21 protein-coding genes are annotated in these 24,933 nt (G+C 36.1%); 3 read left to right on the forward strand and 18 right to left on the reverse strand.

Annotated elements, in window-relative coordinates:
- Nucleotides 1-12: 12 nt before the first annotated feature.
- The 13 genes from FLK20_RS15910 to FLK20_RS15970 form a co-directional block, all read right to left on the reverse strand.
- On the reverse strand, nucleotides 13-1,479 hold the full coding sequence (locus FLK20_RS15910; RefSeq protein WP_152657642.1) for an APC family permease: 1,467 nt from the start codon (nucleotides 1,477-1,479) through the stop codon (nucleotides 13-15).
- A gap of 328 nt (nucleotides 1,480-1,807) precedes the next feature.
- Nucleotides 1,808-3,163 carry an aminotransferase gene (locus FLK20_RS15915; protein ID WP_152657582.1) on the reverse strand — a complete coding sequence of 452 codons (1,356 nt, stop codon included), beginning with the start codon at nucleotides 3,161-3,163 and terminating at the stop codon, nucleotides 1,808-1,810.
- Nucleotides 3,164-4,075: 912 nt separating this feature from the next.
- A complete protein-coding gene (locus tag FLK20_RS15920; protein ID WP_152657583.1) occupies nucleotides 4,076-4,801 on the reverse strand; it encodes a UTRA domain-containing protein in 726 nt (241 codons plus the stop codon).
- A 412-nt stretch (nucleotides 4,802-5,213) separates the two neighbouring features.
- Complete coding sequence (locus FLK20_RS15925) at nucleotides 5,214-6,212, reverse strand: SIS domain-containing protein (protein ID WP_152657584.1); 999 nt, start codon at nucleotides 6,210-6,212, stop codon at nucleotides 5,214-5,216.
- Nucleotides 6,213-6,281: 69 nt separating this feature from the next.
- Nucleotides 6,282-7,145 (reverse strand): PfkB family carbohydrate kinase, encoded by an 864-nt coding sequence (locus FLK20_RS15930; RefSeq protein ID WP_152657585.1) that lies wholly within the window; start codon nucleotides 7,143-7,145, stop codon nucleotides 6,282-6,284.
- Between the two features lie 4 nt (nucleotides 7,146-7,149).
- On the reverse strand, nucleotides 7,150-8,709 hold the full coding sequence (locus tag FLK20_RS15935; protein WP_152657586.1) for an ABC transporter substrate-binding protein: 1,560 nt from the start codon (nucleotides 8,707-8,709) through the stop codon (nucleotides 7,150-7,152).
- A gap of 33 nt (nucleotides 8,710-8,742) precedes the next feature.
- Nucleotides 8,743-9,564: an ABC transporter permease gene (locus FLK20_RS15940; protein WP_152657587.1), complete on the reverse strand. Its 822-nt coding sequence runs from the start codon at nucleotides 9,562-9,564 to the stop codon at nucleotides 8,743-8,745.
- A gap of 18 nt (nucleotides 9,565-9,582) precedes the next feature.
- On the reverse strand, nucleotides 9,583-10,527 hold the full coding sequence (locus FLK20_RS15945; RefSeq protein WP_227995079.1) for an ABC transporter permease: 945 nt from the start codon (nucleotides 10,525-10,527) through the stop codon (nucleotides 9,583-9,585).
- Between the two features lie 12 nt (nucleotides 10,528-10,539).
- Complete coding sequence (locus FLK20_RS15950; protein WP_152657588.1) at nucleotides 10,540-11,517, reverse strand: ABC transporter ATP-binding protein; 978 nt, start codon at nucleotides 11,515-11,517, stop codon at nucleotides 10,540-10,542.
- On the reverse strand, nucleotides 11,459-12,493 hold the full coding sequence (locus FLK20_RS15955; RefSeq protein ID WP_152657589.1) for an ABC transporter ATP-binding protein: 1,035 nt from the start codon (nucleotides 12,491-12,493) through the stop codon (nucleotides 11,459-11,461). Before FLK20_RS15955 ends, FLK20_RS15950 begins: the two co-directional genes overlap by 59 nt.
- Nucleotides 12,494-12,612: 119 nt before the next feature.
- Nucleotides 12,613-14,310 (reverse strand): hydantoinase B/oxoprolinase family protein, encoded by a 1,698-nt coding sequence (locus FLK20_RS15960; RefSeq protein WP_152657590.1) that lies wholly within the window; start codon nucleotides 14,308-14,310, stop codon nucleotides 12,613-12,615.
- Between the two features lie 21 nt (nucleotides 14,311-14,331).
- Entirely contained in the window at nucleotides 14,332-16,386 is a 2,055-nt protein-coding gene (locus tag FLK20_RS15965; RefSeq protein ID WP_152657591.1) for a hydantoinase/oxoprolinase family protein, read from the reverse strand.
- A gap of 734 nt (nucleotides 16,387-17,120) precedes the next feature.
- Nucleotides 17,121-18,224 carry an amidohydrolase family protein gene (locus tag FLK20_RS15970; RefSeq protein ID WP_152657592.1) on the reverse strand — a complete coding sequence of 368 codons (1,104 nt, stop codon included), beginning with the start codon at nucleotides 18,222-18,224 and terminating at the stop codon, nucleotides 17,121-17,123.
- A 161-nt stretch (nucleotides 18,225-18,385) separates the two neighbouring features.
- Here FLK20_RS15970 and FLK20_RS15975 point away from each other — a divergent pair, with 161 nt between their 5' ends.
- The 3 genes from FLK20_RS15975 (at nucleotide 18,386) to FLK20_RS22405 (ending at nucleotide 19,573) form a co-directional block, all read left to right on the forward strand.
- A complete protein-coding gene (locus tag FLK20_RS15975; protein WP_152657593.1) occupies nucleotides 18,386-19,129 on the forward strand; it encodes a sunset domain-containing protein in 744 nt (247 codons plus the stop codon).
- A gap of 116 nt (nucleotides 19,130-19,245) precedes the next feature.
- Complete coding sequence (locus FLK20_RS22400; protein ID WP_483310479.1) at nucleotides 19,246-19,383, forward strand: AtuA-related protein; 138 nt, start codon at nucleotides 19,246-19,248, stop codon at nucleotides 19,381-19,383.
- Between the two features lie 118 nt (nucleotides 19,384-19,501).
- Complete coding sequence (locus FLK20_RS22405) at nucleotides 19,502-19,573, forward strand: hypothetical protein (protein ID WP_483310480.1); 72 nt, start codon at nucleotides 19,502-19,504, stop codon at nucleotides 19,571-19,573.
- A 289-nt stretch (nucleotides 19,574-19,862) separates the two neighbouring features.
- Here FLK20_RS22405 and FLK20_RS21670 read toward each other — a convergent pair whose 3' ends face one another.
- From FLK20_RS21670 to FLK20_RS15995, 5 genes are all read right to left on the reverse strand, one after another.
- The gene (locus FLK20_RS21670) at nucleotides 19,863-20,021 is read right to left on the reverse strand and encodes a hypothetical protein (protein ID WP_194165644.1); all 159 of its coding nucleotides are present in this window, start codon (nucleotides 20,019-20,021) and stop codon (nucleotides 19,863-19,865) included.
- Between the two features lie 111 nt (nucleotides 20,022-20,132).
- Nucleotides 20,133-20,300, reverse strand: a complete 168-nt coding sequence (locus tag FLK20_RS21675; RefSeq protein ID WP_194165645.1) for a hypothetical protein — start codon at nucleotides 20,298-20,300, stop codon at nucleotides 20,133-20,135.
- Between the two features lie 37 nt (nucleotides 20,301-20,337).
- Complete coding sequence (locus tag FLK20_RS15985; RefSeq protein ID WP_152657594.1) at nucleotides 20,338-21,216, reverse strand: type II toxin-antitoxin system SpoIISA family toxin; 879 nt, start codon at nucleotides 21,214-21,216, stop codon at nucleotides 20,338-20,340.
- A gap of 269 nt (nucleotides 21,217-21,485) precedes the next feature.
- A complete protein-coding gene (locus FLK20_RS15990) occupies nucleotides 21,486-22,898 on the reverse strand; it encodes a M24 family metallopeptidase (RefSeq protein WP_152657595.1) in 1,413 nt (470 codons plus the stop codon).
- A gap of 552 nt (nucleotides 22,899-23,450) precedes the next feature.
- On the reverse strand, nucleotides 23,451-24,812 hold the full coding sequence (locus FLK20_RS15995) for a GntP family permease (protein ID WP_152657596.1): 1,362 nt from the start codon (nucleotides 24,810-24,812) through the stop codon (nucleotides 23,451-23,453).
- Between the last annotated feature and the right edge of the window lie 121 nt (nucleotides 24,813-24,933).

Consider the following 24,933-nt stretch of genomic DNA (forward strand, 5'->3'; position numbering starts at 1 on the left):
AGTTTTTTTCTTTTAATTATTTTCATCCCTCTCAATCTCAATTTCTTCCTTCCCAAGAATATAATAATTTAATTCTTTCTCAGGAATTTTATTGAAATCTTTACGTTTGATAATATAAAAAATAATCCCTAAAACAATCCACGCAATCAAAGCAATTCTGGACTCTACGCCTAAAAATGCCGGCGAACCCGGGATAAGCAGCAGGCTAAGGAAGATAACGCTGGCAATCATCCCCAGTATCGCAATAACTTTCTTTCCGGGAGCTTCAATATGTTTTTTTTCATTAAAGGTATGGTCTTTTTTCATTTTAAATAAGGTAAAGGCTGCATAACAGGTATAAAAATAAGCAATGGTCACACCAATGGAGGACATATCTACAACCCACATCAGGGCTTCTCTCCCGAACCATGGTGACAGCATCGCAACGATTACTGCAAATATAATCCCCAAGTAAGGCGTATTATATTTTGGATGCAGTCTGGAAAAGCCTTTTGGAATAATTTTAGCCCGGGACATGGCAAATAATAGCCTGCTGGATGAAATAATAAATCCATTCAGCCCGGTGAAAATCCCCATGGTCAATGCCACTGCAAGAATAGCCAATCCTAAAGGTCCAAGCAGATTTTCAATGATATAACCTGTACCCCAGATGTGATTTTCCTCAACGACGCCTTCCCATGGACGAACCATTGCAGTGACAATAATCATTAAGCTGTATAATGCTGCTGCTACTAAAATGGCAAAGACAATTAATTTAAATGCTTTGCTGGAGGGAAAGTCAAATTCCTCCGCAGCTTGTGGCACATTATCAAAACCGACATAGGCCCACGGCGCAATAGCAACGATGGAAATAACCGCAGCAATTGCTGTTGTTTCCGCCGGGAACATCGGTGTGATATTGGAGAATCCCGCGCCTGGCTGGATTCCAACTAATAGTAGAAGTATAAATATAGCTGCAATCATGATTATACAGAAAATAAATTGCATGCCTCCTGATAAGGTTGTTCCGCGGATATTAAAGAATCCAAATGCAATCAGCACAACGGCTGCTACAAATACTTCGGCCAGATAGACATCCCAGCCTGCAATTTGATACAGCGGGATGTTCTCAATTATCCTTGGAAAGATAAACTTAATCATCAGGGCGAATGCGGAGGCATTTAATGCGACAATACAGATATATCCCAGGGTCAAAAACCAACCGGAGATAAAAGCATGTGTCCTGCCCAGGCTGACGTACGCATAAGCAAATTCGCCGCCGGAAACGGGAAAACTTTGAATTAAGGAGCCGTAACTGACCGCAATAAGAATCATTAACAGAGCACCGATAAAGAACCCAAGAATAACCCCCAGCGGGCCTGCTGCAGACATCCAGTTGATCGGCTGGACAAAAGCTCCCCATCCAATTGCCGATCCTAAAGCAATTGCCCAGATCCAATGGGGTTTAAATGTTTTTTGGAGTGTATTCCGTTCTTCCAAGGTAATGTTCGAGTTATCTTTTAAATTACTTTCCATGCTTTTCCCCCTAATATATCAGGATTTTTTTTAAAATTTAAAGGGATACTTGTTACATATTGAAGGGAACTTATTTACAGGAATATTTATTATTGAATGTGCAATAAACCACCTGTCTACCCAGGGATTTACTGCACAAAATATTTATTTCTAAGCCTTACTTACCTCCCTTAACTTCGTGATCTAAATAATCGCCCACTCGGAGTCATTTTCATCTTTTTTGTTCATGTCTTATTTACTTCTGTTTGCTGCTTGACCATGTACTTAATATGAGACCAAATTTTCGAGACTTTTAAAGATTACGTATTACTGAGCACAATGTATCTACAAGAAAATCTAAATCTTCTTCCGTACTTGTTAATGGAGGTGCAACAATAATTACATTATTGTAACCCGGCACGGTATCCCCATTTCGTCCAACAATTAATCCCTTTTTCTTACATGCTCCGATAATTTCATTCATCGAGATATCATTCAGTGGTACTTTGCTTTCCTTATCCGTTACCATTTCCAGTCCTAATAAAAATCCGATTTGACGCACTTCACCAACATTCTCACATTCGATTAATTGATGAAGCTTTCCTAATTTTAATTCGCCCAATTTGCTTACACGTTCCATAATATTTTCTCTCTCAATAATCTCTATATTTTTCAATGCTACAGCACAGGATGCCGGATGCCCTCCATAGGTGGATATATGGCGGAGATGATTATCTTTTCCTTTTTCTTTAAAGACACTGTAAATATTCGATTTAACAGCTGTCGCTCCTAACGGAAGATACCCGCTGGTCAACCCTTTAGCCATTGTCACAATATCAGGCTGCACACCTTCCGCATGCAGAAAACCGAACATTTTTCCAGTTCTTCCGTATCCAGACACAACTTCATCCATAATTAACAATACATTGTACTTTTTACAAATTTCTGCGATACGCTGAATATATTTTATCGATGGAATAATCACACCGCCACCGGAAATAAAAGGCTCCATAATAAATGCCGCTACTGTTTCTCCACCCTCCCAATTAATCATTTCTTCAACTAACTGTGCTGCCTTCAGATCTGATGCTTCCGGATCTCCACCAAAAAGAGAACGGTAGCTGTATGGGGGATATACATGCAAAAAGCCTGGAACACCCGGATCATATTTTACCCGCCGATTTGCCTGTGCAGTTGCACTTAACGCACCTAGAGTCGAGCCATGATACCCGCGATAACGAGAAATAACTTTATATTTTCCAGGGTTTCCTGTTTGATTATGGTATTGCCTGGCAATTTTGAATGCGGTTTCATTTGCTTCCGAGCCACTGTTAGAAAAGAAAGTCTGATAGTCACCTCCCAATAAGTCGCTTATCTTTCCTGCAAGCTTCATAGCAGGCGGATGGTTCATCGTCAGGGGAGAATAGGTGAGATTTTTCATTTGTTCAGCCGCTGCATCAATGATTTCTTGCCTTCCATGTCCAAGATTCAAACACCATAAACCAGATACACCATCCAAATATCGATTACCGGCACTGTCCGTAAACCATGAGCCTTCCCCAGAGACTGCTACAATTTGCTGTTCATCCGGGTTAAACCGATGCATAGCGTTCCATAATTGAGAGACATCTTTTCCTGCAGCATAAATCCCTTTCGTTTTACTCCTCATTTATAAACCTCCATTCGTTATTTAAATGCATGCTTAGAAAACTTGATTGTCACCAGCGTTTTAGGTAACAGCCAAGTTGCTTTATACAAATAAGCAAGTTTTATAACCTTTCTTATTTGTCAAACTAAATTCCCCTCTCATTTGCTCTTTATTTCTTCTGGTATACTGGTCAGTGCTTGAATCACTCCTCCTTATAAGTTGATTAGAGCCAATTTGACCAGAATACATTAGGATATCCGTACCAATTTAGTTTGCAAGGGTTGCCTTTATTATAAAATTAATTATCAGAATATCAATATATTTTCATAAATTTCAGTTATTGAAATCCTCAATGAAATATATAAAAAATAATTATAGTACACATGTTTCAAAAGTTAATGACAAGAAGTAAGAAGCTACGTCATTTTAATGAATATATATTTGACTATGCAGAAACAAAAAACACCTCTCCTGTATTTTTTAGTAATTTCATTCTACGAGCAAGGTGTCTTTTCAGTTATTCTTTTATAGTTTATTTTGATTGATCAGTACTTGAATAATAACCAGATTATTCAAATCCAATCCCGTTTCCATCACGGCCTGAATGAGAAGCATATCCCAGATCACCTTCACAACCAGGTGCTGCTCTTGCTTCTCAGGCTTCTGTACAGTTCTTATAATATATATTTGAAAAGGGTTCCTACACTATTGTACGTATTCGATAACAGCGAATGCAAGCCTCCAGCAACAGTGGGAAAAGCGGCAGGAGAAAAAGATATAAGAAGACTAAATTTTTGGGTAGTGATGTGCAGGCGTCAAATGGTCTTTGTCTTAAAAAGATGAAGCCATTTGGTTTATTTATTTAACAGCAAGTGCTGATATAGATTCTCAATATTTCTTGATAATTGTAAGGTGAAAATCAAAATAGGACATTTATTTATTAATACTTAAAGTAAATGTAACCCTATCCGCAATCATTAATGATTTTGAAAAATGTATATGCCTAGCATTTTGATCAGATGAAATTTTCTCAACATTAAATAATGTAGCGCCAATATCGCATTGCAAACGTTCCGCTTCTTCCATCGTAGCATAACCAACATTAACTGTTTTATCAGAACTTATCACATCAATACCGTACTCTTCCTTCAAGGTTTGATAGGTTGAAGTAGTTGAACTTATTTTTTCTTCCAGACCGGGTAATAATTCAAGCGGATAATGGGATGTTTCCATTATCAAAGGTACATTATCTATATAAAGCAACCTACGTAATTCAAGGATCTGAGAGTCTTCTGAAACAGGAAAGCTGTTCTCATTTTCTCCTAAATCAATAATATTGATGGATAATATTTTCGTATTTGGTTCATTACCAGAACTGCTTGTTAATTCGGAAAAACTTCCTACTGAAATCAGTTCTCTTTTGTATTTTATTTCTTGAACAAATGTACCTTTCCCTTGCTTTCTGACTAATACTCCTTCTTCAACCAAGTCAGTTATTGCCCGCCGTGCCGTTATACGGCTTACACCATATTCTTCACACAACTCTGTCTCTGTCGACAATTTTTGTCCTGGTTTATAGCTCCCCATGTTTATTTCTGATTTAAGATGTTCTTTTAATTGTAAGTATAATGGTTTTTCACTTGAAATATTCAGCTTCATTACCTTCTCTCCTAACCTTTTCAATTGAATTTAAATTAAATTATATATTATTCAACTTGCGCATATATTTATGTGAAACTCCTAAAGGTTAAATAAAAATAGGACATATTTTAGGAAAATTAGAAATAATTATAAACAACCAATGAAGGAGAGGTTTTAATATTTGATTTAGTTAGATAAAAACAAAAAGATTTTACTCACACGCAAAAATTTAATAATTTATATTATAACATATGCTAATATTATAATATATTATTTACAGTACTTTTTTCCTTTATCTGCTACGGCTAATGTACTTTACGAATCATTCTTACCAGCATTGGCCCTTATAATATTACTCTTGATTATGCCCGAATAAAGCAAAATCCCCTTTACCCACCACATGAGTAAAGAGGATTTTGCTTATAATCTATTAGTATGCAACTTTAAACATGTATCTGCGCGTCGGTAAAGGATGATTTCTCACTTCTGCTAATGCAACTGCATGTAAACGCAATACATAATTTATCACCATTGGTGCTAAGTAACCTTTTATTTCATCATCTATATCTGATAAATCCAGTTTTTCTGCATCAATCACAAGTAGTTTATCTGTATATTTGTTTAAAAATACTTCCGCTCTTTCTTCTAATGGCCGTGTTTCATCCAATCCTTTTAAGAGAATAAACGGTACATCATTTTCAGTTATTTCAAAAGGTCCATGGAAATACTCTCCTGCATGAATAGGATGCGAATGTATCCATTGCATTTCCATTAAGATGCAATTTGAAAAAGTATAGGCAATGCCATAATTTGCTCCGCTTGCCATCGTATAAATAATTTTTTCATCTTTTACTTTTTCTGCATATTCTTTTGCTTTTGTACGATATTGTGCATCTGCTTTATCAAATGCTTTGCTTAACCCTTCTAAGCTAGATACCATTTTTTCATATGTTAGATCACCCTCTTTTATGTTCAATAGTTTGGAGGTTAAACGATATAAAACGCCATAATTCATTATCTCAGAATATTGCTCTTTCGAACCAGCAGGTGCCCAGCTATAATTAACTGTATAATCAGAAGCTTGTTTTAGCGGTGCATCCTCTACATACATCAAGGATACTGTTAGGGCTCCCTTATTTTTAGCAAACTGAGCTGCATCTGTCGTTTCTGGGGTCTTCCCTTTGTGTGAACATAAAATGACTAATGACTTTTCATTGAGCGTACTTGGGTTCAAGTGAATAAATTCATTTGAATTATAGACTTCCGCTGTAATGCTCTTTGCTTCTCGATCAATCAAATATTTACTTGGGATCATCAATGCTTTTGATCCTCCGCATGCAACTAAAAAGACTCTTTCTATCTCTCTTTCTTCATATGCGTTATATACCTCTTCCAATTGATGCAATGTTTGTTGTTTATTTTCTTCCATTTCCAATTCCTCCTATTATATTATAATACATATTATAATGTTATATTAAATTCCGAAAAAAGACTATACTTAGTCCTCTTCCTCATATATTAATTCCCCTTTACCAAAACTACCTTCCAATTGACAAGTTCTTGATGCTGATGCAGCACCTTTTCGCAATGCAAATTCCATGCTTTTTGAATCTGTATAAAAAGTTAAAAATCCAGCTATAAAAGAATCACCCGCTCCCATCGTATCCACAACTTTAATCAATTGAGGATGTTGAAAATAAAACTTATTTTCCTGGTAGGCGATAGTACTTTTCTCTCCTCTAGTAACGATTATTGTAGGAACCCCTAATTCAGCAACCTTGGAAATCAACGTATATATATCCTTTTCTTCCATCCCGCTTCCAGAGAAAAATGCAAAAGTTAAATGAGGGCATACTTGTTTTAAAATGTCATCATTCCACTTTTCCTTTGTAGAAAAATCAAAAGATATTTGTTTATGTCCAATTAAATGTAATTGTGATTCGATGTGGCTATCAATACTTGTGTGTATGATATCATATTGATTAATATACTGAATGTCCTCAGGAGCGAACCTTAGCGCCAGACCAGATGTAATTCGTGACTTTATATTTGATCCTTCAAATATACGATCTCCTTCCTTATCGATTTTTACACATGCTACCGGACTTTCACCGATAGCATATCTGACTTTAGATATATCAATACATTCTTCTTCCAAGGTCTTTCTTAAAAAAGCTCCATAATAATCATTGGCGATGATTCCCATATAACCGTTATTTTTCGCACCATTATGTGCACTTACAACAGCGACATTCAATGCATTACCACCAGGAAAAATTGTATTTTTATATTTATAATAATCTACTACACTATCACCTATACTTAGTAATTTTGTCATTTTACATTCCACCACTTTATCCATGTGATTATTCTTCTATATACGTATTTTCTAGCGTTATACCAGATTGGAACGAAAGAAAGCCTTCTAAATTTGTAAAACCCTTAATATTACGCTGCATTCCATAGCTTTGCTCTCTCCAATTTAGATACACAAATGGTGACTCTTCCATTGCACGTTCAATTAATTGTTCATATATTTCCTGTCTCTCATCCTCATCAGTGGTTTCTCTACCTTCAGCGAGAAGTTGATTGATCTCCTCATCATCAAAGTAAGCAGAGTTATTTAAACGAACTTCCCCACCCTGATAAAAGTTAGCCATCCAATCACCATCTGTAATATCACCTGATGTACCCGCAACGAGCATTTCATAATCTCCCTCGGTATTTTTGCTGATTCTTGTAGCCCAATCTGGCAACTCAAGCGTTATATCTATGCCAATTTTCTCTAACTCTGCTTGAACTGCAATAGCTGTTTGTTCGTGCATTCCATATTGAGAGGTGGACAGTAATGTTGCACTAAAACCATCTGGGTATCCCGCTTCGGCTAACAGTTCTTTTGCTTTGTCCGGATCATATTCATAATAATCCGTAAACCGATCATCATACCCCAAATATCCATCAAGAATAGCCATACCGTAGATTGGTGTACCTCTTCCACTAAATGCCGTATTTAAAATCGCATCTCTATCAATACCATACGCAATTGCTTTACGAACATCAGGATCATCGAAAGGTTCCACACTCGTATTAAATTGTAACTTCATAAATGGTCCATTCTTGCTGTCTAACTTGACAGTATCCAGTTGTTCCAGGGACTCCACATCTTTCCAAGGAACTGTTTCTATAATATCTACTTCCCCAGACCTTAGAGCATTTACACGCGTGTTTTCTTCCGTATAAAATTCAAAAGTTATCCCATCTAATTGAGGCTTATTTTCTTTATAATAATCCTCAAATTTTTCAACGATGATATGACTTCCCTGCTGCCATTCCACAAGTTTAAATGGCCCTGCCCCCATAAAGTCTGTATCTAATTGATCACTGTTTTCTTCTGTCCATGATTCTGACACGATGACAGATTCAGGGATAGCAGTATAATGTAAAAATGGGGCTGAAGGTTCATTCAAATGAAAGGTCACAGTTGAATCATCTTCCACAACAATTTCATCGATCATAGATAATTCTGATTTAAACGTTGCCGTACTATCTTCTGCCAATATTCTTTCAAAAGTATATTTCACATCCTCAGCAGTTACAGGATCACCATTATGGAAGAATGCTTCTCGTAAATGGAAGGTATAAGAAGTCGCATCTTCATTTACTTCATAATCTTCCGCAAGCTCGGCTTCAAGTTCTCCGGCTTCATTGTAATTATATAAACCTCTTGCTAAGGCTAATTTCACAGTTCTTCCATGTGTCCCATTTTGCATGTAGGCTTCTAAAGTATCTGGTTCTTCCGCTAAACCAAAAGTAATATCCCCACCATCTGTACTGTCTTGGCTCGTAGATTCATTAGAACATGCACTTGCTGTAATCAATAAAGCGCCTATGAACAATATCAAAAAGATATTTTTGTTCCTCAACATATTTGTTCCTCCCCCTTTAATTTAAGATCTTTATTACCTTTTTAGTTTTGGATCTAAAACATCCCTTAGGCTATCCCCTAATAAATTGATTGCCAACATAGTGACTCCGAGACAGAGAGATGGCCAAATAACATAGAAAGGATTGTTATGAATATAACCGCTCGCATCACCAATCATCTGTCCCCATGACGGGGCAGGCGGTGTAACCCCCAGCCCAAGAAAACTTAAACCTGATTCAAGCAAAATGGTAGCGGCAAATGTTAAGCTTGCTTGAACGATTATTGGAGATGTTATGTTTGGTAAAATAGATTTTAAAATCACACGAAAATGGGTCGCTCCTAAAGATAGTTCGCTTTCTACATACTCTAAGCTTTTAACTTGTAATGTTGCTGAATGTGTAATCCTTGCGAAGTATGGAATATATAATAATCCAATAATTAACATCAAATTATTTACACCTGATCCCCAAAAACCAACTACTAACAGTGCTAATAAAATTGGTGGAAAACAGAGTACAATATCCATAAATCTCATCACAGTCTTTTCTGCAATACCGCGTGCATACCCTGCTATAACTCCAAAAATCGTTCCTCCAACTAAAGAAATGGCCGTAGCTCCTATAGCAACTAAAATCGTCGGTTGTATGCCTACAATTAACCTACTTAAAATATCACGTCCAAATTCATCCGTTCCTAATAAATGCTCCGAGGATGATTTTATAAGCACTTGATTATGATTAAACTCTAATGGATCATAGGGTGTGATAAATTGTCCAATCAGGGCAACAATGAAAACCGGTAAAAGGAGTATTGTGCTAAAAATAAATTGTTTATTCTGTAGTAACTTTTTAAACATATTGACACCCCTTTCTCCTTATCTAGTACGCGGATCCATTAACCCGTAAATGATTTCTACCGTTCTATTAATCAAAATATAAAACGATGCAATAATGATTACCGCTCCTTGTATAATTGGATAGTCGCGGCTATTTATAGAATCAACTAATAATGTACTTAATCCCGACCAGTTAAACATATATTCTATTAAAACAGTTCCTCCGATCAAATTAGCCATTTCCAGGCCGATGACTGTTACAACAGAAATAACAGCATTACGGAGTACATGTCTTATTAAAATAATCTTTTCCGAAAGTCCCTTAGCTCTTAGCGTTCGTACAAAATCTCTATCAAGAACTTCCAGCATCGAAGACCGTGTCATCCGGGTGATTGAGGCAATCAATGGCAAAGAAATTGCAAACGAAGGCATAATCAAACTCTTCAGATGTCCTATCGGATCGTCAAAAAAATCAACATAGCCACTGGAAGGTAATAGGTTAAATTGAATACTAAGAATTAAAACAAATGCCGTTCCCGTTATATAAACAGGGAATGAAAGACCGATTGCCGCAATGGAAGTTGCAAGCTTATCTATCATGCCTCCTCGATTAATTGATGCTAAAATCCCCAGTGTAACTCCAACAACCGAGCCAATGATGATAGCAGCAATTGCTAATTCCAATGTTTTTGGAATACTGCTGGCAAGATAATCCCATACCTGCACATTGTTAAATAATGATTGACCAAAATCTAATTGAAATACACCCGCTATCCAATCAGCAAATTGAGTTAAAAATGGTTCATTGAGGCCTAATTGTTCTCGCATTTGCTGGACTGCCTCTGGATCACTTCCTCTTTCGGTTCCCAGCGCAAGAACTGCTGGATCACCCGGCATAAAGCGCAGAAGGGAAAATACAATTGTTGCAACAATTAAAATCTGAATAATAGCAACAAAAATTTGTTTAAGTATAAATTTTAGCAATCTGTTCCCTCCTTAGCGCTGATCATTATATAAATAACAAGCAACTTTTTGCTTCTCTTTAATAGACTCTAAGTTTGGCTTAGTTTTACATATCGACATGACATGCGGACATCTCGTATTCAATTTACAGCCTTCGGGCGGGTTAATAGGACTTGGTAAATCTCCCTCTAATATTTTTTGAGTTTTTACCTGTTTTGGATGCGCCTTCGGTATGGCAGACAATAATGCTTCCGTATATGGATGCTTTGGACTGCTATAGATTGTATCTGCATCTCCGGTCTCTACAATCTCCCCTAAATACATAATTCCTATGTTATCGCTAACATGTCTCACCACAGATAAGTCATGGGAAATAAATAAGTAGGTTAGTTTGAACTCTTTTTGAAGCTCATCAAGTAAATTTAACACCTGTGCTTGAATGGAAACATCTAATGCGGACACTGCTTCATCACAAATAATTAATTTGGGATGAAGCGCTATTGCTCGAGCTATACCGATCCTTTGTCTTTGGCCACCTGAGAACTCATGCGGGTATCTGCTCATATACTTTTCACTTAATCCTACTAGGTCCAGTAATTCTTTTACTTTTTCTTCTCTTTCTCTTTTGTGATATACATTATGAATATCAAATGGGGCCCGAATGATTTCTCCAATTGTCATTTTAGGATTTAACGATTCATAAGGCTTTTGAAATACCATTTGAACAGTCCTTCTTTTATCACGCAAAGATTTTCCCTTTAATTGTAAAAAATCTTCTCCATCTATAAAGACCCTTCCAGAATCAGGTTTTATTAACCCAGTAATAACTCGAGCAAGCGTACTTTTTCCACAACCTGATTCTCCAACTAAGCCGTATGTTTCCCCTTCATTAATTGTTAAACTGACATCGTTGACAGCATGGACATTATTTTTTTGTGTTGAAAAGATATTTTTACTTTTGACTTGATAATGTTTTTTTACATTTTTTATTTCTAAGAGAGGCTGGCTCATTTTGTTTACCTCCTACTGTATCTACATTCCAACATCTTACTTCTTGGCTTGTATGATCTGTTACAAATTCTAATTCCGGTCTTTCTATAAAGCATTTATCACTTGCCAGGGGGCATCTTGTATTAAATCTGCAGCCTTTAGGCATTTCCGTAATAGATGGTACTTTCCCTGGAATACTATACAATTGATTTCCTTTAGAAGAAATAGATGCGACAGACCCTATCAAGCCCTTTGTGTATGGATGCTTCGGATGATCAAACAATGTATTTATATCAGCTACTTCAACAACTTCACCGGCGTACATCACAATCACTTTATCCGCCATTTCAGCCACTACTCCCAAATCGTGTGTAATCAATAGAATCGATAAATTTCTTTGTTCTTTTAAATCATTCAATAATTTGAGAATTTTAGCCTGTATGGTAACATCTAACGCCGTCGTAGGTTCATCTGCAATCAATAAATCCGGGTCGCATGCTAAAGCCATTGCAATAACTACCCGTTGACACATTCCTCCTGATAATTCATGCGGATAGGCATTGTAAATATTTTTTGGATGTGGAATACCGACTTGCTTTAATAAACTGATAACTCGTTCTACCTTCTCTTCATTTGTATAATTTTCATGAAAATCTAATACTTCTTTAATTTGGTATCCGCAAGTATAAACTGGATCAAGCGCTGACATTGGATCTTGAAATATCATAGAAATACTTTTTCCACGCAGCTTGTTCATTTTCTTTTTTCCAAATTTAGTAATATCCTGATCTTTATAAATAATTTCACCAGAACTGATTTCTCCATTAGATGGCAACAATTGCATTAAAGATAATGAAGTAATTGTTTTTCCACTTCCGCTCTCACCAACGATACATAATGTTTCTCCCTTTTCCAGAGTAATATTTATATCTTTCACCGCTGGATATAGTTTCTTATTTATCTTAAATGATGTGGTTAAATTATTAATACGAAGCACTAAAAATTTCCCCTCCCTCCATTTTAATAACGTAATATAATGATATACAACATAATGTTAAAGCGTTTTCAACTGCTATTTTAAATTTTTTATTAATAAATCTGTTTTTCTTCGTTTATCTAATAACCTTCTGCATTTTCATATACGTCTACACCGTATAAATCTTTTGCCTTTTCTTTGGTAACTTTTCCATGAACCACATCCATTAATACTTTTTCTTTTGGACGTTTTTTGGGATCACCATACCCGCCTGATCCAGGGGTCTGTACCGTTATTAGATCATTCTTTTGTAAATCTAAGTTAGATACTTTTGAATTTAATTTTTCCGTTTTTCCCTTGCTTGTATATAAAAACTGACCAGGTGCTCCTGGATAACCGCCTGCAATTCCCCAAGGTGAAAATTTATGTCTGTCTCCTAATCCAGTATAGGTAATCTTGTCGGATAAAAATCTATAAACCCTTTCAATACCCAAACCTCCGCGATATAAACCAGCTCCCCCCGAGTCTGGAATCAATCGATAATTCTCAATTAAAATAGGATATTCTTTTTCTAACGCTTCGACAGGTAAATTAGAAGTATTCGTCATATGGACTTGTACACCACTAAGTCCATCTCCTTGTGAATGAGCCCCTGAACCACCAGCAATTGTTTCTAAATAAACAAAATAATTATTTGTATTTGGGTTTGTCCCTGAAAAGATCGCTGAAGTTACAACACTATTACACGCAGCGATCACTTTATCTGGAGCAATTTGCGCCAATGCACCAAGGACCACATCAACAACTCTTTGACACGTATCTATTCGCTGCCCTACTGGTACAGGAAGCTTACAATTTACGATACTTCCTTCTGGAGCTTGAACATGTATTGGTCGATATATCCCTATATTAGAGAAAATATCTTTCCCTACAAATGCTTTAAAACAATAAAACATAGTCGTAACAAGGGCTGAATACGTCATATTCAATGGTCCGGGCACTTGCTCACTTGTCCCATTAAAATCGACGATTGCTTCATCTCCAGAAATGGTTATTTTTGCCTTAATTAATATAGGGTCTGGTGAATTCGTGCCGCCATCGTCCAGATAATCTTTAAATTCATAAGTTCCATCTGGTAATTCTTGAATACCATGTCTCATTAAGTTTTCTGCATAATCTAACAAACTATTGGTACAGTCTTTATAGTATTCATAACCATATTTCAAAATAATTTCTTTTAATCTTCTTACTCCTGCATGATTAGATGCAATTTGCGCATCTAAGTCTCCTCTTCGTTCCTCCGGTGTTCTCGTGTTTAATACAATATAATGATAGCTTTCTTTTACAATTGCTCCTTCAGAACATATTTTAACCAAAGGAATACGTAACCCTTCCTGATAAATATTAGTAGAATCAGCTGATACACTGCCTGGAACCATTCCACCAATATCTGAGTGATGGGCTATATTCGCTACAAAACCAGCTAATGTATCCTTAACAAATACTGGACTGACCATCGTAATATCAGGCAAATGCGTCCCACCGCCAGAGTACGGGTCATTCGTTACAAACATATCACCGGCTTTTATTTCTTCCTTTTTATAGTTTTTTAATACTTCTTTTACGATATCTAACATAGAGCCCAAGTGCATAGGTACATATTCAGCTTGTGCAATCATATTACCTTCCGCATCAAAAACTGCAGTAGAGCAATCTTTTCTCTCTTTAATATTTGTAGAAAACGCTGTTTTTACAAGCGTAATTCCCATTTCCTCAGAAACCGACATGAGTAAGTTTCCAACTATCTCTAATGTGATCGGATCAACTTTAGGCTTCATTTATTTATACCTCTCTTGTTCTTAGGAATTATGAATAATCATGTTATGAAATGCATCAATTTCAACGTTTTGATTTGGTAGTACCATTATCGTAGTATCCATCTGCTCTACAATAAGTGGACCATCTAATTTAACCCCTGGACGGAGCTGCTCTCTTTTATAAATACCTGTTTCATACACACCAGGTTCATTTGCTTCTGCATAAAATATGGATCTTTTTTCAGCTGGGTTTGGTAATATATTTTCTAGAGCTTCTTCTTTAAAAGTAGCTTTTGGAAGCTTGCCAACTGCGGTTAATCGATAATTTACAAATTCAACTGTTCCATCTTTTCTTGCATAACCATACACTTTTTCGTGTTCTTTAAAGAATTTTTCTATTAGATTATCCAACTTATCATGCCTTATTTCATCCCACTCTACTGTAATAGGGATTTCATAATTTTGACCTTTAAATCGCATATCGATAACCAATTCATATTCTTTATTTTCGTCTGATATATTCTCTTTAGATAGTGCTTTTTCTCCTTCAGCTCTTAAATTTTCAAATATTTCAATGATACTCGTCATCGCTTCTTGTTCAGCAATTTTCACTTCAGAATGTACATAATCTGTCCTTACATCGGTAACCAGTAAACCTAAAGAGCAAAACGTTCCTGGTGCAGGTGGAATTAAAACTCTTGGAATTCCTAATTCTCTTGCCAGAGATGCACAATGTAAACCGCCCGCTCCACCAAATGATACTAATGTGAAATCTCTTGGATCATGTCCTTTTTGAATCGAAATCAACCGAATGGTTTGGGACATATTTGCATTGACTACAGATATAATGCCCGCCGCTGCCTCCTCAATTGTCAAGTTAGTCTTGCTGCAGATTTCATTTTCAATCACTTTTTTACCGGCATCTAAATTCATATCCATTCTGCCGCCCAAGATTTTATCCGGGTTCAGACGACCAAGAATAGCATTTGCGTCCGTTACAGTCGGCTTTTCCCCACCTCGTCCATACACTGCTGGTCCCGGTATTGAACCGGCACTTTCTGGCCCAACTTTTAATGCACCGCCTTCATCTATATGAGCAATCGAACCTCCCCCTGCTCCACATGCATGAATGTCTAACATCGGTATTCTGGAAGGAAATCCTTCTATAGAACGCTCCATAGATATTTTCGGTTCACCGTCTTCGATTAAGCAAAAATCAGCAGATGTTCCACCCATATCAAATGTGATTAAATTATTATAGCCAGTTTGCTTTGATAGGTTCTTTGCGGCAACAACACCCGCCGCTGGACCTGAAACCGCTGTACGTATCGGCGACTTAACAGATTCATTAATGGATATAATTCCTCCATTAGATTGCGTTATGTAAGGTTCTGCTTTGATACCAAACTCCTTAACCGAACGTAAAAAGTTTGTCATATATTTTTCCATCACCGGCCCTAAATAAGCATTTAATACAGTAGTACTGAGTCTCGGATATTCTCTAAATTCAGGAACAAGTTCGGAAGACGAGGAAACATACACTTCGGGATATATTTCTTTTATTTTTTCAACAGCCCTTTTTTCATGCTCCGAATTAATAAACGAAAATAAGAAACAAACGGCAATTGACTGAATACCTATTTCTTTTAATTCTGAAATAACAGATAACAGCTCATCCACATTTAATTCTTCAAAAACATCTCCATTTGCGAACAAACGTTCCTCTACTTCATAACGTAAATCTCCTGGAATAATTGGATCGGGATTTGTAGCAAAAAAATCATATAATTTAGGTCTGGTTTGCGTACCTATCTCTAATAAATCTTTAAATCCTTTCGTTACGATCAAAGCCGTTTTTGATCCATTCCTTTCTATCAATGCATTTGTGGCTACTGTCGTTCCATGTGCTAAATACTCCACTTGCTCTGGATTGATCTTATTCATAGACAAAATTTCTGTAATCCCTTTCATTATTGCCAATGAAGGATCTTCTGGAGTGGAAGAAACTTTGTGATTCTTCACGATGCCTTTTAATGTATCTACTAATGTGATATCCGTGAAAGTTCCACCAACATCAACACCAACCATGTACCTCATTCGAATTCCTCCTATGAATTAAAAATATTTTAAATGAAAAATTATGGTGTTTTGCTATTATGTTAATTCGTTTTTCACCTTCGTCATATAGCCTTGAGCCAATTGAGGATGGTTTCTTACATCAGTTACATTTAATTGCTATTTTAATTGCACATGTAATAACGTTTTAAGGATTGCTATCCAATATATATTACTTATTCACTGGTAGATCCACTGTTTTTCATTATTTAAATTGAATTGACTATCTATATTGATTTTTCTTATACTACTAAATCAAACTCCTCATGTTTCCTTTAAGTATAATTTTCATTAAATCATTATAAATCATATTATAACATTATATAATATTACGCAAGTATTTTTTGAATTTTTATTGTTCTTATATCTAAGAACAACCTTCTAATCTATTATCTAATTTTTTAAGAGATACTCCGTTAATGAGAAAACTGTAACAATATATAGTCTATCTTTTCCTGCCAGTCAAGACCTTCAAGACGATAGCTCAATTGGGTTTCATCATATACTTAAATACAAAGAGACTCCCATGAAATTCTGCACATTGAACCTCATGGAAGTTTCGTAGCCCCTTGCAATTTTATGCGAATAAAATATATTAAGAACAAGCAAGAACGGATCCTAATTAAAACTCCTCTCCCCTACTTTCATTACATTGATAAAATGCTAATTAAATAGTTAATCTCCGATACAAATTCAACAAGATGAACGCAAATTAGCTATAAGCCTGCTTTTTGAATAGTAGATTTCATTCTTTGCTTACTTTCATGCATAATACGTTCCTCATCCAATGTAAGGACTTCCCGGCTTTTCATAACAACTTCACCATTGATAATAACATCTCCTACATCTTTACTGGTGACAGATTCAACAACCATGCCAATTAGGTGATTAGTAGGAGTTATATGGGGTTGATTAATATCAATTAAAGTCAAATCCGCTTTATTTCCAACAGTTATTTCCCCTTTTACATTCTCAAATTGCAGTGCTTTTGCTCCCCCTGAAGTAACCATTTTAATCAGTTCTTCTGCAGGTAATACGACTGGATCAAAAACCGGCAATCCCCAATAAGCATGTAAGCCGGCACGAAATACCCGAATTTCATCAAACAAGCTTAAATTAGATGAAGAAGCACCATCACTGCCAATTCCAATCGGCATATCCATTTCAATCATTCTGGGTGTTTTGGGAAAACCATGTGATGTAAAGTTTACTCTTGGGCAATGAACTATTTTTACATTTCTTTCATTTAAAAGCTCCAATTCTTTTTCAGAATAAACAACATTATGTGCGGTCAATAGATTGGGGCCAAGCGCTCCTAAAGAATCCAGATATTCAACCGGTCTCATCTGATAGTTCTCCAGACAATACCTTACTTCATCTTTATGCTCAGCGAGATGCGCATGTAATCCCGTATTATATTTTCTTGCTAACGCAGCTGCCTGTTCAATTAATTCAGGAGAGCATGACATTACTTGCCGAATCCCAAACCAAATATGAATACGATCATCGCTGGCACCATTGTATTCTTTATAAAGGTTTTCAATGTCTGTAAGTATTGTTCCTGCAGGCTGCTTCATAGAATCAGGCAGGAAGTCTCCAATATCTATGGAAGATTTAGTGATTGCAGCCCGCATTCCTGACTCCATCGCTGCTTGTGCAACCTTATGCATATGAACACCACCAGCATCAGCAAAAGCAGTAGTTCCCGATTTTATCATTTCCAAGCAACTCATTTGAGCACTGACATATACATCCTCTTCATTTAAGTTTCCTTCAAAAGGAACTAAAACCCGGGACCAGATCATCGGATATTCATCCATTGTGCGCACCCCGTTGTTTTGTTAACTCAGGAATATTTTACAAATTTGTTACAAATATGTTACATTATTTGTAGTAGCTACTTTTTAATAAAAATTATTATAAAGATAGCATTATCTATTAGCTACTGCTTTTCAAATACATACTTGATGGAGGTATAACTATGGGGACTCTACTTGTAATATCAATGATTTTAGTATTATCAGGCTTGGCCATCTATACTTTATCTCACTCAACGTCCAATAGGAAAATAAAGAAAACGTATCTCCCTGCATTAGCGTTAGCTATGGTTCTTACTGTTTTAAGCGGGTGTGGTACGGATACTAATACTGCGGATTTAGATCAAGAAATAGAAAACAATGAAGAATTAACTTCTGAAATCGCAGAATTAGAAAAGGCTAATTCCAGCCTTCAAGCAGAATATGATGAATTACAAAGTCAGTTCAACGAATTAGAAGAGGAAGTTACACAGTTAAAAGAAGAAAATGAAACATTGGAAGATTATGAATCAATTAAAGAAGAAAACGAATCATTGGCTGAGGAAATTGCTGCATTAAAAGAAGAAAATGAGAAACAAGAGGATTATGAGTCAGTTAAGGAAGAAAATGAATCGCTGGCTGAGGAAATTGATACATTAAAAGAAAACAATAGTGAATTACAACAGCAACTAGAGGATAGCCAAGAAGCTAGCAGCTCTGGTAGCTCCACTTCAAGCACTTCCGAAGAAGACGATACTACGGCTAGTTCATCGCAATCAGCTGAAGGCGAGTGTAATATAAAAGGCAGTACATCCGGAATCTATCATGTCCCGGGCAGCACTTATTATGATCGAACGACGAATGTTGTTAGTTGGTTTTGTTCAGAAGAAGAGGCTCAGGAAGCTGGATATAGAGCACCAAAAAATTAGACACAATCCTTCGGACGACGGTGCAAGAAAAAAGCAGTGGAAGTCATAGGAATTATTTCTACTCTTGTAGAACGTACGTCTATTGCAACAAAGACAGAAGTTTGGGAGTGATAATAATGAACAGAGTAAAATTAATCGATATTGCCCACAGTCGTGCTGGAGATAAAAGAAATATACTGAATCTATCGTTAATTCCCTATAATGAGGGGGATTACGAATGGTTAGCTGACGAAGTAACACCCCTGAAAAGGTGAAACATCATTTAAAGAATATCGTAAAAGGAAAAGTGATTCGATACGACCTTCCAAATATAAAAGCATTTAACTTTGTTTGTGAAGAAAGCTTGCTGGGGGGGTTACCACCTCACTGGCAATTGATACGCATGGTAAGAGTCTTAGTGCTGCTTTTTTGGAAATGGAAATAGACAATATTAGTAAGATTTGATAATCCTCTAGTAGAGTGAGGCTAAGACAAATGTATTACAATCTAGCAAATTCTGAACATAGATTGAGTGAATACCCCACTTCAGAAATATGCTTTGCTTTCTGTGGGTTTGTCCTTAGCCTCCTGCTTTGTCATAGGTGGCTCAATACATCCACAATAATCAACTGTATTCACTATAGTTCAGCTTAGAAATTTCAGAGGGCTTTAACATTTTCAACCTGCAAACTACTTCAAATTTTTTAACTTGTCTGTATTTTTCATTCGAATTGTAATATGAAGTTACAGTTAATTATTTCTCGCCTCTTTTATCAAAATAATTTCTTTTGATCGTGTTTAATTTACTATTTATCATTGCATTTAACAGTAATAAATTATCTGTTTTTTGATTATAACTTGGTATATTTCCTGAAGGTTTATCAAAAAGAAGTGGACTTTTATTTGACCTCACATGCTTCCCTCCTGCACAAGCAGCTTCATTTATGTTAAATATACTATCTGTATGGTCAAAATATGCCTGTTCTAAACATAAAAAAGACAGGAATACACCTGCCTGATTGATTTAGCTACTTATTTTTTCTTTTGCCTTCAAATGTTTTATAGCTCTATCGCTCTTTTTAAATAACTCCGATGTGTGTTTAGCATTTGGAATTTTTGGAATAGATGTTCCTGATTTTTTAGTAAAAAAAGAAGACTTACTTGAACGCTTGATTGTACCTGTCCTTATCATTTTATCTACCCCTTCCTTTATTTTTATTATATCAAATTTAAAATGAATCCTCTACATTTTCCATTTGACTATCAGGCTTTTTATACCAAGAATGGATAAACACCAAATTGATCACGTGATCAAAGTCTATCTGCAGTATGGAATCTCTTTTAGATTTTATTAATACAATCACTGGAAAAACAAGGTTTGTAAATGGAATTAAGGCAGTATAATTATCCAATTGAACTACATTATTTTCTTTTAGATTTTCTTTTTCGCTAGCTGATGCCTCTATCCCTATTATACCTAGAATTCCCCATAAATCCTCCTCATTCGCTTCTCCGTTTATTGCAATGATATCCTGATTACAAATATCACCGTACGAGCTTAAAAAATCTGTTAAAGAATCACAATATTCTTCTACATCCCATTCAAGAGATTTAAATAGTGAATAATCTATCCTATCTAAAATAGCAGTAAACTGTTTTCCTTTATTTTTTGTTTGAATGATAGTTTTTTTCATCTCTTCATTTATACTTTCAACTTCATTAATCTCCTCTATTTCTGCACCGCCTATTTTTTTAATATTAGGAGTGAGGAAAATGGTCAAGTCAACAAAGATAAACATGCCTGCCAATAAAGCATACCATTGCCATTGTTCTGGGTCGAAACCGTTTTCGTTAACTAATAAAACAGTACCTATAATAAACAAAGAATACCAGGTACGCCTCAGATTCTGCTTGTGATTCTTAAAGTAAACAGGAAATAACCAGCTTATTAATACAATAACCAGAATAAAGCAAATAAGCAATGTCCATTTATTAAATTGAAAAAAGGATATTATCCTGTCCCCATAGCTTGCTGATATGTAAACAAATAACAAGACGAATATCGGTATAACCAATAATTTCAAAATCTTATATTTTTCTTGTTCCATATCATGACATCCTTTATAAATTATTATATATATCTATTCGACACGATTTGCTTCAATCCTTCAAAAGAACTAACTTTTTTGTAATTTAAAAAATAATTTTAGCTTCTGTCAGAAGAGTGAACGTTTTTATTGAAAATAAAAAAACATAGTTACTTTGTTTGGAGGCTCTATAGATATAATCAAAAATAACGGGTAAAGTCATCCTTCAAATGACCTTACCCTTATAAGGACTTACCTCTGTCTCAACTATTCTACACAACTTCCCAAACTCACCCACCATGACCATAGCAAAACGCCAGCTTCTTATTCAAAAGATAAGGACGCAAATAAGCCACTGTACTGCATAACGGCAAAACATTTTCACTTAATTTGATTCCCAGCACATCTCTTATATACGTCTGCCTTTTTACAATCCGCTCCCAAAGCGCAGGATATTCTTCTCTAATCTCCTGTTTTAACGCCTCATCAGCAATGGCTATCGTACTTTCAACGGAGACCCCATCATATCCGGCAACACGCGGGATGATATCCGTCTGAAAAATCATTCCGCTTTTGATGACTTCATCTGAATTCTTATATATCGGTGATGACAGCCATTCTTCATCTGCTGTCAAATGCCCTGGACATAGTCCCCAATGATATACTTCCTGCGGCAAAACATCATTAACCAGGCTGTACATCTCTCCACCTGTCATACCAACCTGAATATTCTCAAGCCAGGCTACAATGGCAGTATAGTATGGTGCTGCCAATTCTTCCAGATAATTTTCTTTGCCCTCCGGCAGATCAGAGCGGTTCATTACAGCGTATCCTGCCCTGCTCGATAATCCACCTTTATATCCTACCGTTAAAGAAATGGCATCCCCTAACTTTACTTGTTGAGAAGTTGGATATAGATTACCATTTTCGAATCGTTTCCCTGTCGATGCGATCGTTACGACATTATTTCTTTGACCGTAAGCATGGAGCTCATTTCCTAATTGCATTTCGGAAATACCAATTTCCAGCTTGTCCATTGTACGCAAGATACAATCGGATGCCAGCGATGCTCCAAATTCATAATGTGCCATTTCATTCGCACTATTCACCCTTCGCACTCCACGATCCCCGGCAATAAAGATATCTGTTTTATTCGTGATAGAGCCTTCCTGTCCAACAAGTTCTCGGATAGAATCTACAATAAAAGAAGGAATATCAAATAAAGTTTGGTTATCCTCCACGCTGCTGGTGAAATGCTTCCACCCTGCCATTCCAACGTTCATTGCCTTTCTAATTCCTGCTTCCTGGAGAACGCTTGAAAGGGTGTTGTGAGGCTCCATTGGCTGGTTAGGTAAGGAAAAGTGCGGACAATGAATTCCTTGCGCCGGAATTCTTGAATATTGTACTTTATTATAATTTTCATTTCCAAAAACCAGAAAGGCATCCCCGTTGGAATGCAGGACTAATAAAGCTTCTTCAAATCTAGGAATAAATCCCACTAAATATTCAAAATTCCCGCCATGCTCCACGTCTGCATAAACCAGCAATGCATCTAATCCATCACGGTGCATCTCTTGTAATACTTTTTCTCTTCTTTGCCGCATGGTTTTATCATCAACCAGTATCGGGGTTCCAGTGCAGTCTGGGGCGGGAGCATCCATTTCTACCAATTGCGCATTTTTAGAATCATATTGTTGCTGCATATATTTTGCCTCCAATTTGTGTATGTTTCTAATGGATCGTCTATTCTGTAATAGGTGAAACACACATTTACTTTATTCATTTTTTCAATGATATGCTTTATCATATTTCATGGTAGCATGTGATATATTCCACATTTTTCTAGATATTATCAATAGAAAACATGGGACGCATAATGTGATTAAACAGAAGTTTTGCTGTGTCCTGCAGCATTACCTCCTGCATTAATCACATAATATTTATCTTCCCCTCTTTCTTTAATTCAGAAAAAATATCCTTGTTTAACAATGATAATATCATAGTCTTTATGATTCAGGGTAGCAGCATTAAATAATTTTTCATTTCGGCAATATCATAATGCGTTTCAGCAGGGTTAATTAAACGTTTGTTTAAGTTCATCTTTATGTTTGTATTTCTGGTTTAATCATTTTTCCAATAGTTCTTCAAGAAAATCAGGGATAAGACTATTCTTTTTATCATCGAATATATTTCTATAGTACGTCTTTGAACCAAATTCAGGCTGTAAGGATGTCTACATTAATATTAATCGAGTATCATACAAAAATAACCCATAATAAAAACGTGAAAATAAACGAGACAACGCCCTGTAACAAAGTTGCCATCGATTGCGCTTTATAAGCTTGCGTTAAAGTCATACCACTAAACTCCTTAACAACCCAGAAATAACTATCATTCACATGGGAAACAATCATTGCTCCAGAACCAATTGCCATTACAACTAACGCCAGTGGCATTGCTCCATCAATACCCAGCTCCAGAAGAAGTGATGCAACTAAAGTAGAGGTAATAACTAAAGCTGCTGTTGATGATCCTTGTGCAGATTTCAAAGCTGCTGCAATGAAGAATGGAATAACCAGGAACATTGCTCCGGTAAAAAACGCATTGTCTCCGAAGCTTTGAATATAATCAGCAATGGAAGTCGTGCTGATCACTCTGCCGAAAGCTCCACCTGCACCAGTAATCAATAGAATAGGAGCTGCTTCTTTTAACCCAATTCCTATCCACTCTGTAAGTGTTTCCTCATCATATTTTGGTAAAAGTAAAAATGCAAATAGGACTCCAATCAGCAATGCCACAACTGGAGAGCCAAGAAACTCAAAAATATCAAAGAAAGTTCCAGTCCAGCCAGCAAATGCAATGAAAGAACTAAAACCAATTAATAATATAGGAACAACAATCGGTGCAAATGATTTAACCGCTGAAGGCATTTCACCAAATTCCTTTATAATAGCATCATAATCATATGAAAAATCCTTATTGTCTTCTCCTTCCACTTTTATTTTAGTACCAACTTTTACAGCCCAAATATAACCAACAATAACTGCTGGAATAGAAACGAACAATCCAACTAAAATGATAGTCCCCAAATATATTTCTGCACCGATATTACCTGCTGCAGCAATGGGACCCGGAGTTGGCGGAACTAATGTATGCGTTGCAAATAAACCTGTTGCTAAAGCAATTGCCATGGATGCTATTGCTACCTTAGCCTTTTTAGCTAAAGCTTTTTTCAATGAAGATAAAATGACATAGCCTGAATCACAAAATACCGGTATACTGACAATGGCACCAATTAAACTCATTGCCATTTGAGGACGTTTTTCTCCTACTGTCCGTAAAACAACCTCGGCCATACGAAGAGCAGCTCCGGATTTTTCCAGAATAACACCAATAATCGTACCAAAAACGATAACTAATCCGATACTGCCCATTAATCCGCCAAATCCTCCATTGACTGCTTCCACAACTTCGGTTAACGGAAATCCCGCAATGATTCCAATACCAAAAGCGGCAATTAATAGGGATAGAAACGGATGAAGCTTCAGCTTAGCAGTTGCAAAAACAATAAAAATAACACCAAGAACAATTAATAAGATGAGTGCAAAGCCTTCCACAATCTTTCACCCCTTTATTTTTAGATTTTTATAGATTTAATTAATACTATGTTTTGTCTTATCGTTTCATACAGAACTTCCTCTGTTTTTTAATACACATTCCTGTCATGCAAGTAATCAC

The sequence above is a fragment of the Oceanobacillus sp. CFH 90083 genome (assembly GCF_009389585.1).
GTDB lineage: Bacteria > Bacillota > Bacilli > Bacillales > Amphibacillaceae > Oceanobacillus.

Bases quoted from the DNA above. Each gene is read 5' to 3' on its own strand.
- FLK20_RS15940 (WP_152657587.1), bottom strand. From the start codon at position 9,564: ATGTTTAAAAAGTTACTACAGAATAAACAATTTATTTTTAGCACAATA.
- FLK20_RS15930 (WP_152657585.1), bottom strand. From the start codon at position 7,145: ATGGATAAAGTGGTGGAATGTAAAATGACAAAATTACTAAGTATAGGT.
- FLK20_RS22400 (WP_483310479.1), top strand. From the start codon at position 19,246: ATGAACAGAGTAAAATTAATCGATATTGCCCACAGTCGTGCTGGAGAT.
- FLK20_RS15970 (WP_152657592.1), bottom strand. From the start codon at position 18,224: ATGGATGAATATCCGATGATCTGGTCCCGGGTTTTAGTTCCTTTTGAA.
- FLK20_RS15915 (WP_152657582.1), bottom strand. From the start codon at position 3,163: ATGAGGAGTAAAACGAAAGGGATTTATGCTGCAGGAAAAGATGTCTCT.
- FLK20_RS15920 (WP_152657583.1), bottom strand. From the start codon at position 4,801: ATGAAGCTGAATATTTCAAGTGAAAAACCATTATACTTACAATTAAAA.
- FLK20_RS15965 (WP_152657591.1), bottom strand. From the start codon at position 16,386: ATGAGGTACATGGTTGGTGTTGATGTTGGTGGAACTTTCACGGATATC.
- FLK20_RS15935 (WP_152657586.1), bottom strand. From the start codon at position 8,709: ATGTTGAGGAACAAAAATATCTTTTTGATATTGTTCATAGGCGCTTTA.
- FLK20_RS21675 (WP_194165645.1), bottom strand. From the start codon at position 20,300: ATGATAAGGACAGGTACAATCAAGCGTTCAAGTAAGTCTTCTTTTTTT.
- FLK20_RS15960 (WP_152657590.1), bottom strand. From the start codon at position 14,310: ATGAAGCCTAAAGTTGATCCGATCACATTAGAGATAGTTGGAAACTTA.
- FLK20_RS15975 (WP_152657593.1), top strand. From the start codon at position 18,386: ATGGGGACTCTACTTGTAATATCAATGATTTTAGTATTATCAGGCTTG.
- FLK20_RS15950 (WP_152657588.1), bottom strand. From the start codon at position 11,517: ATGAGCCAGCCTCTCTTAGAAATAAAAAATGTAAAAAAACATTATCAA.
- FLK20_RS15985 (WP_152657594.1), bottom strand. From the start codon at position 21,216: ATGGAACAAGAAAAATATAAGATTTTGAAATTATTGGTTATACCGATA.
- FLK20_RS15990 (WP_152657595.1), bottom strand. From the start codon at position 22,898: ATGCAGCAACAATATGATTCTAAAAATGCGCAATTGGTAGAAATGGAT.
- FLK20_RS15925 (WP_152657584.1), bottom strand. From the start codon at position 6,212: ATGGAAGAAAATAAACAACAAACATTGCATCAATTGGAAGAGGTATAT.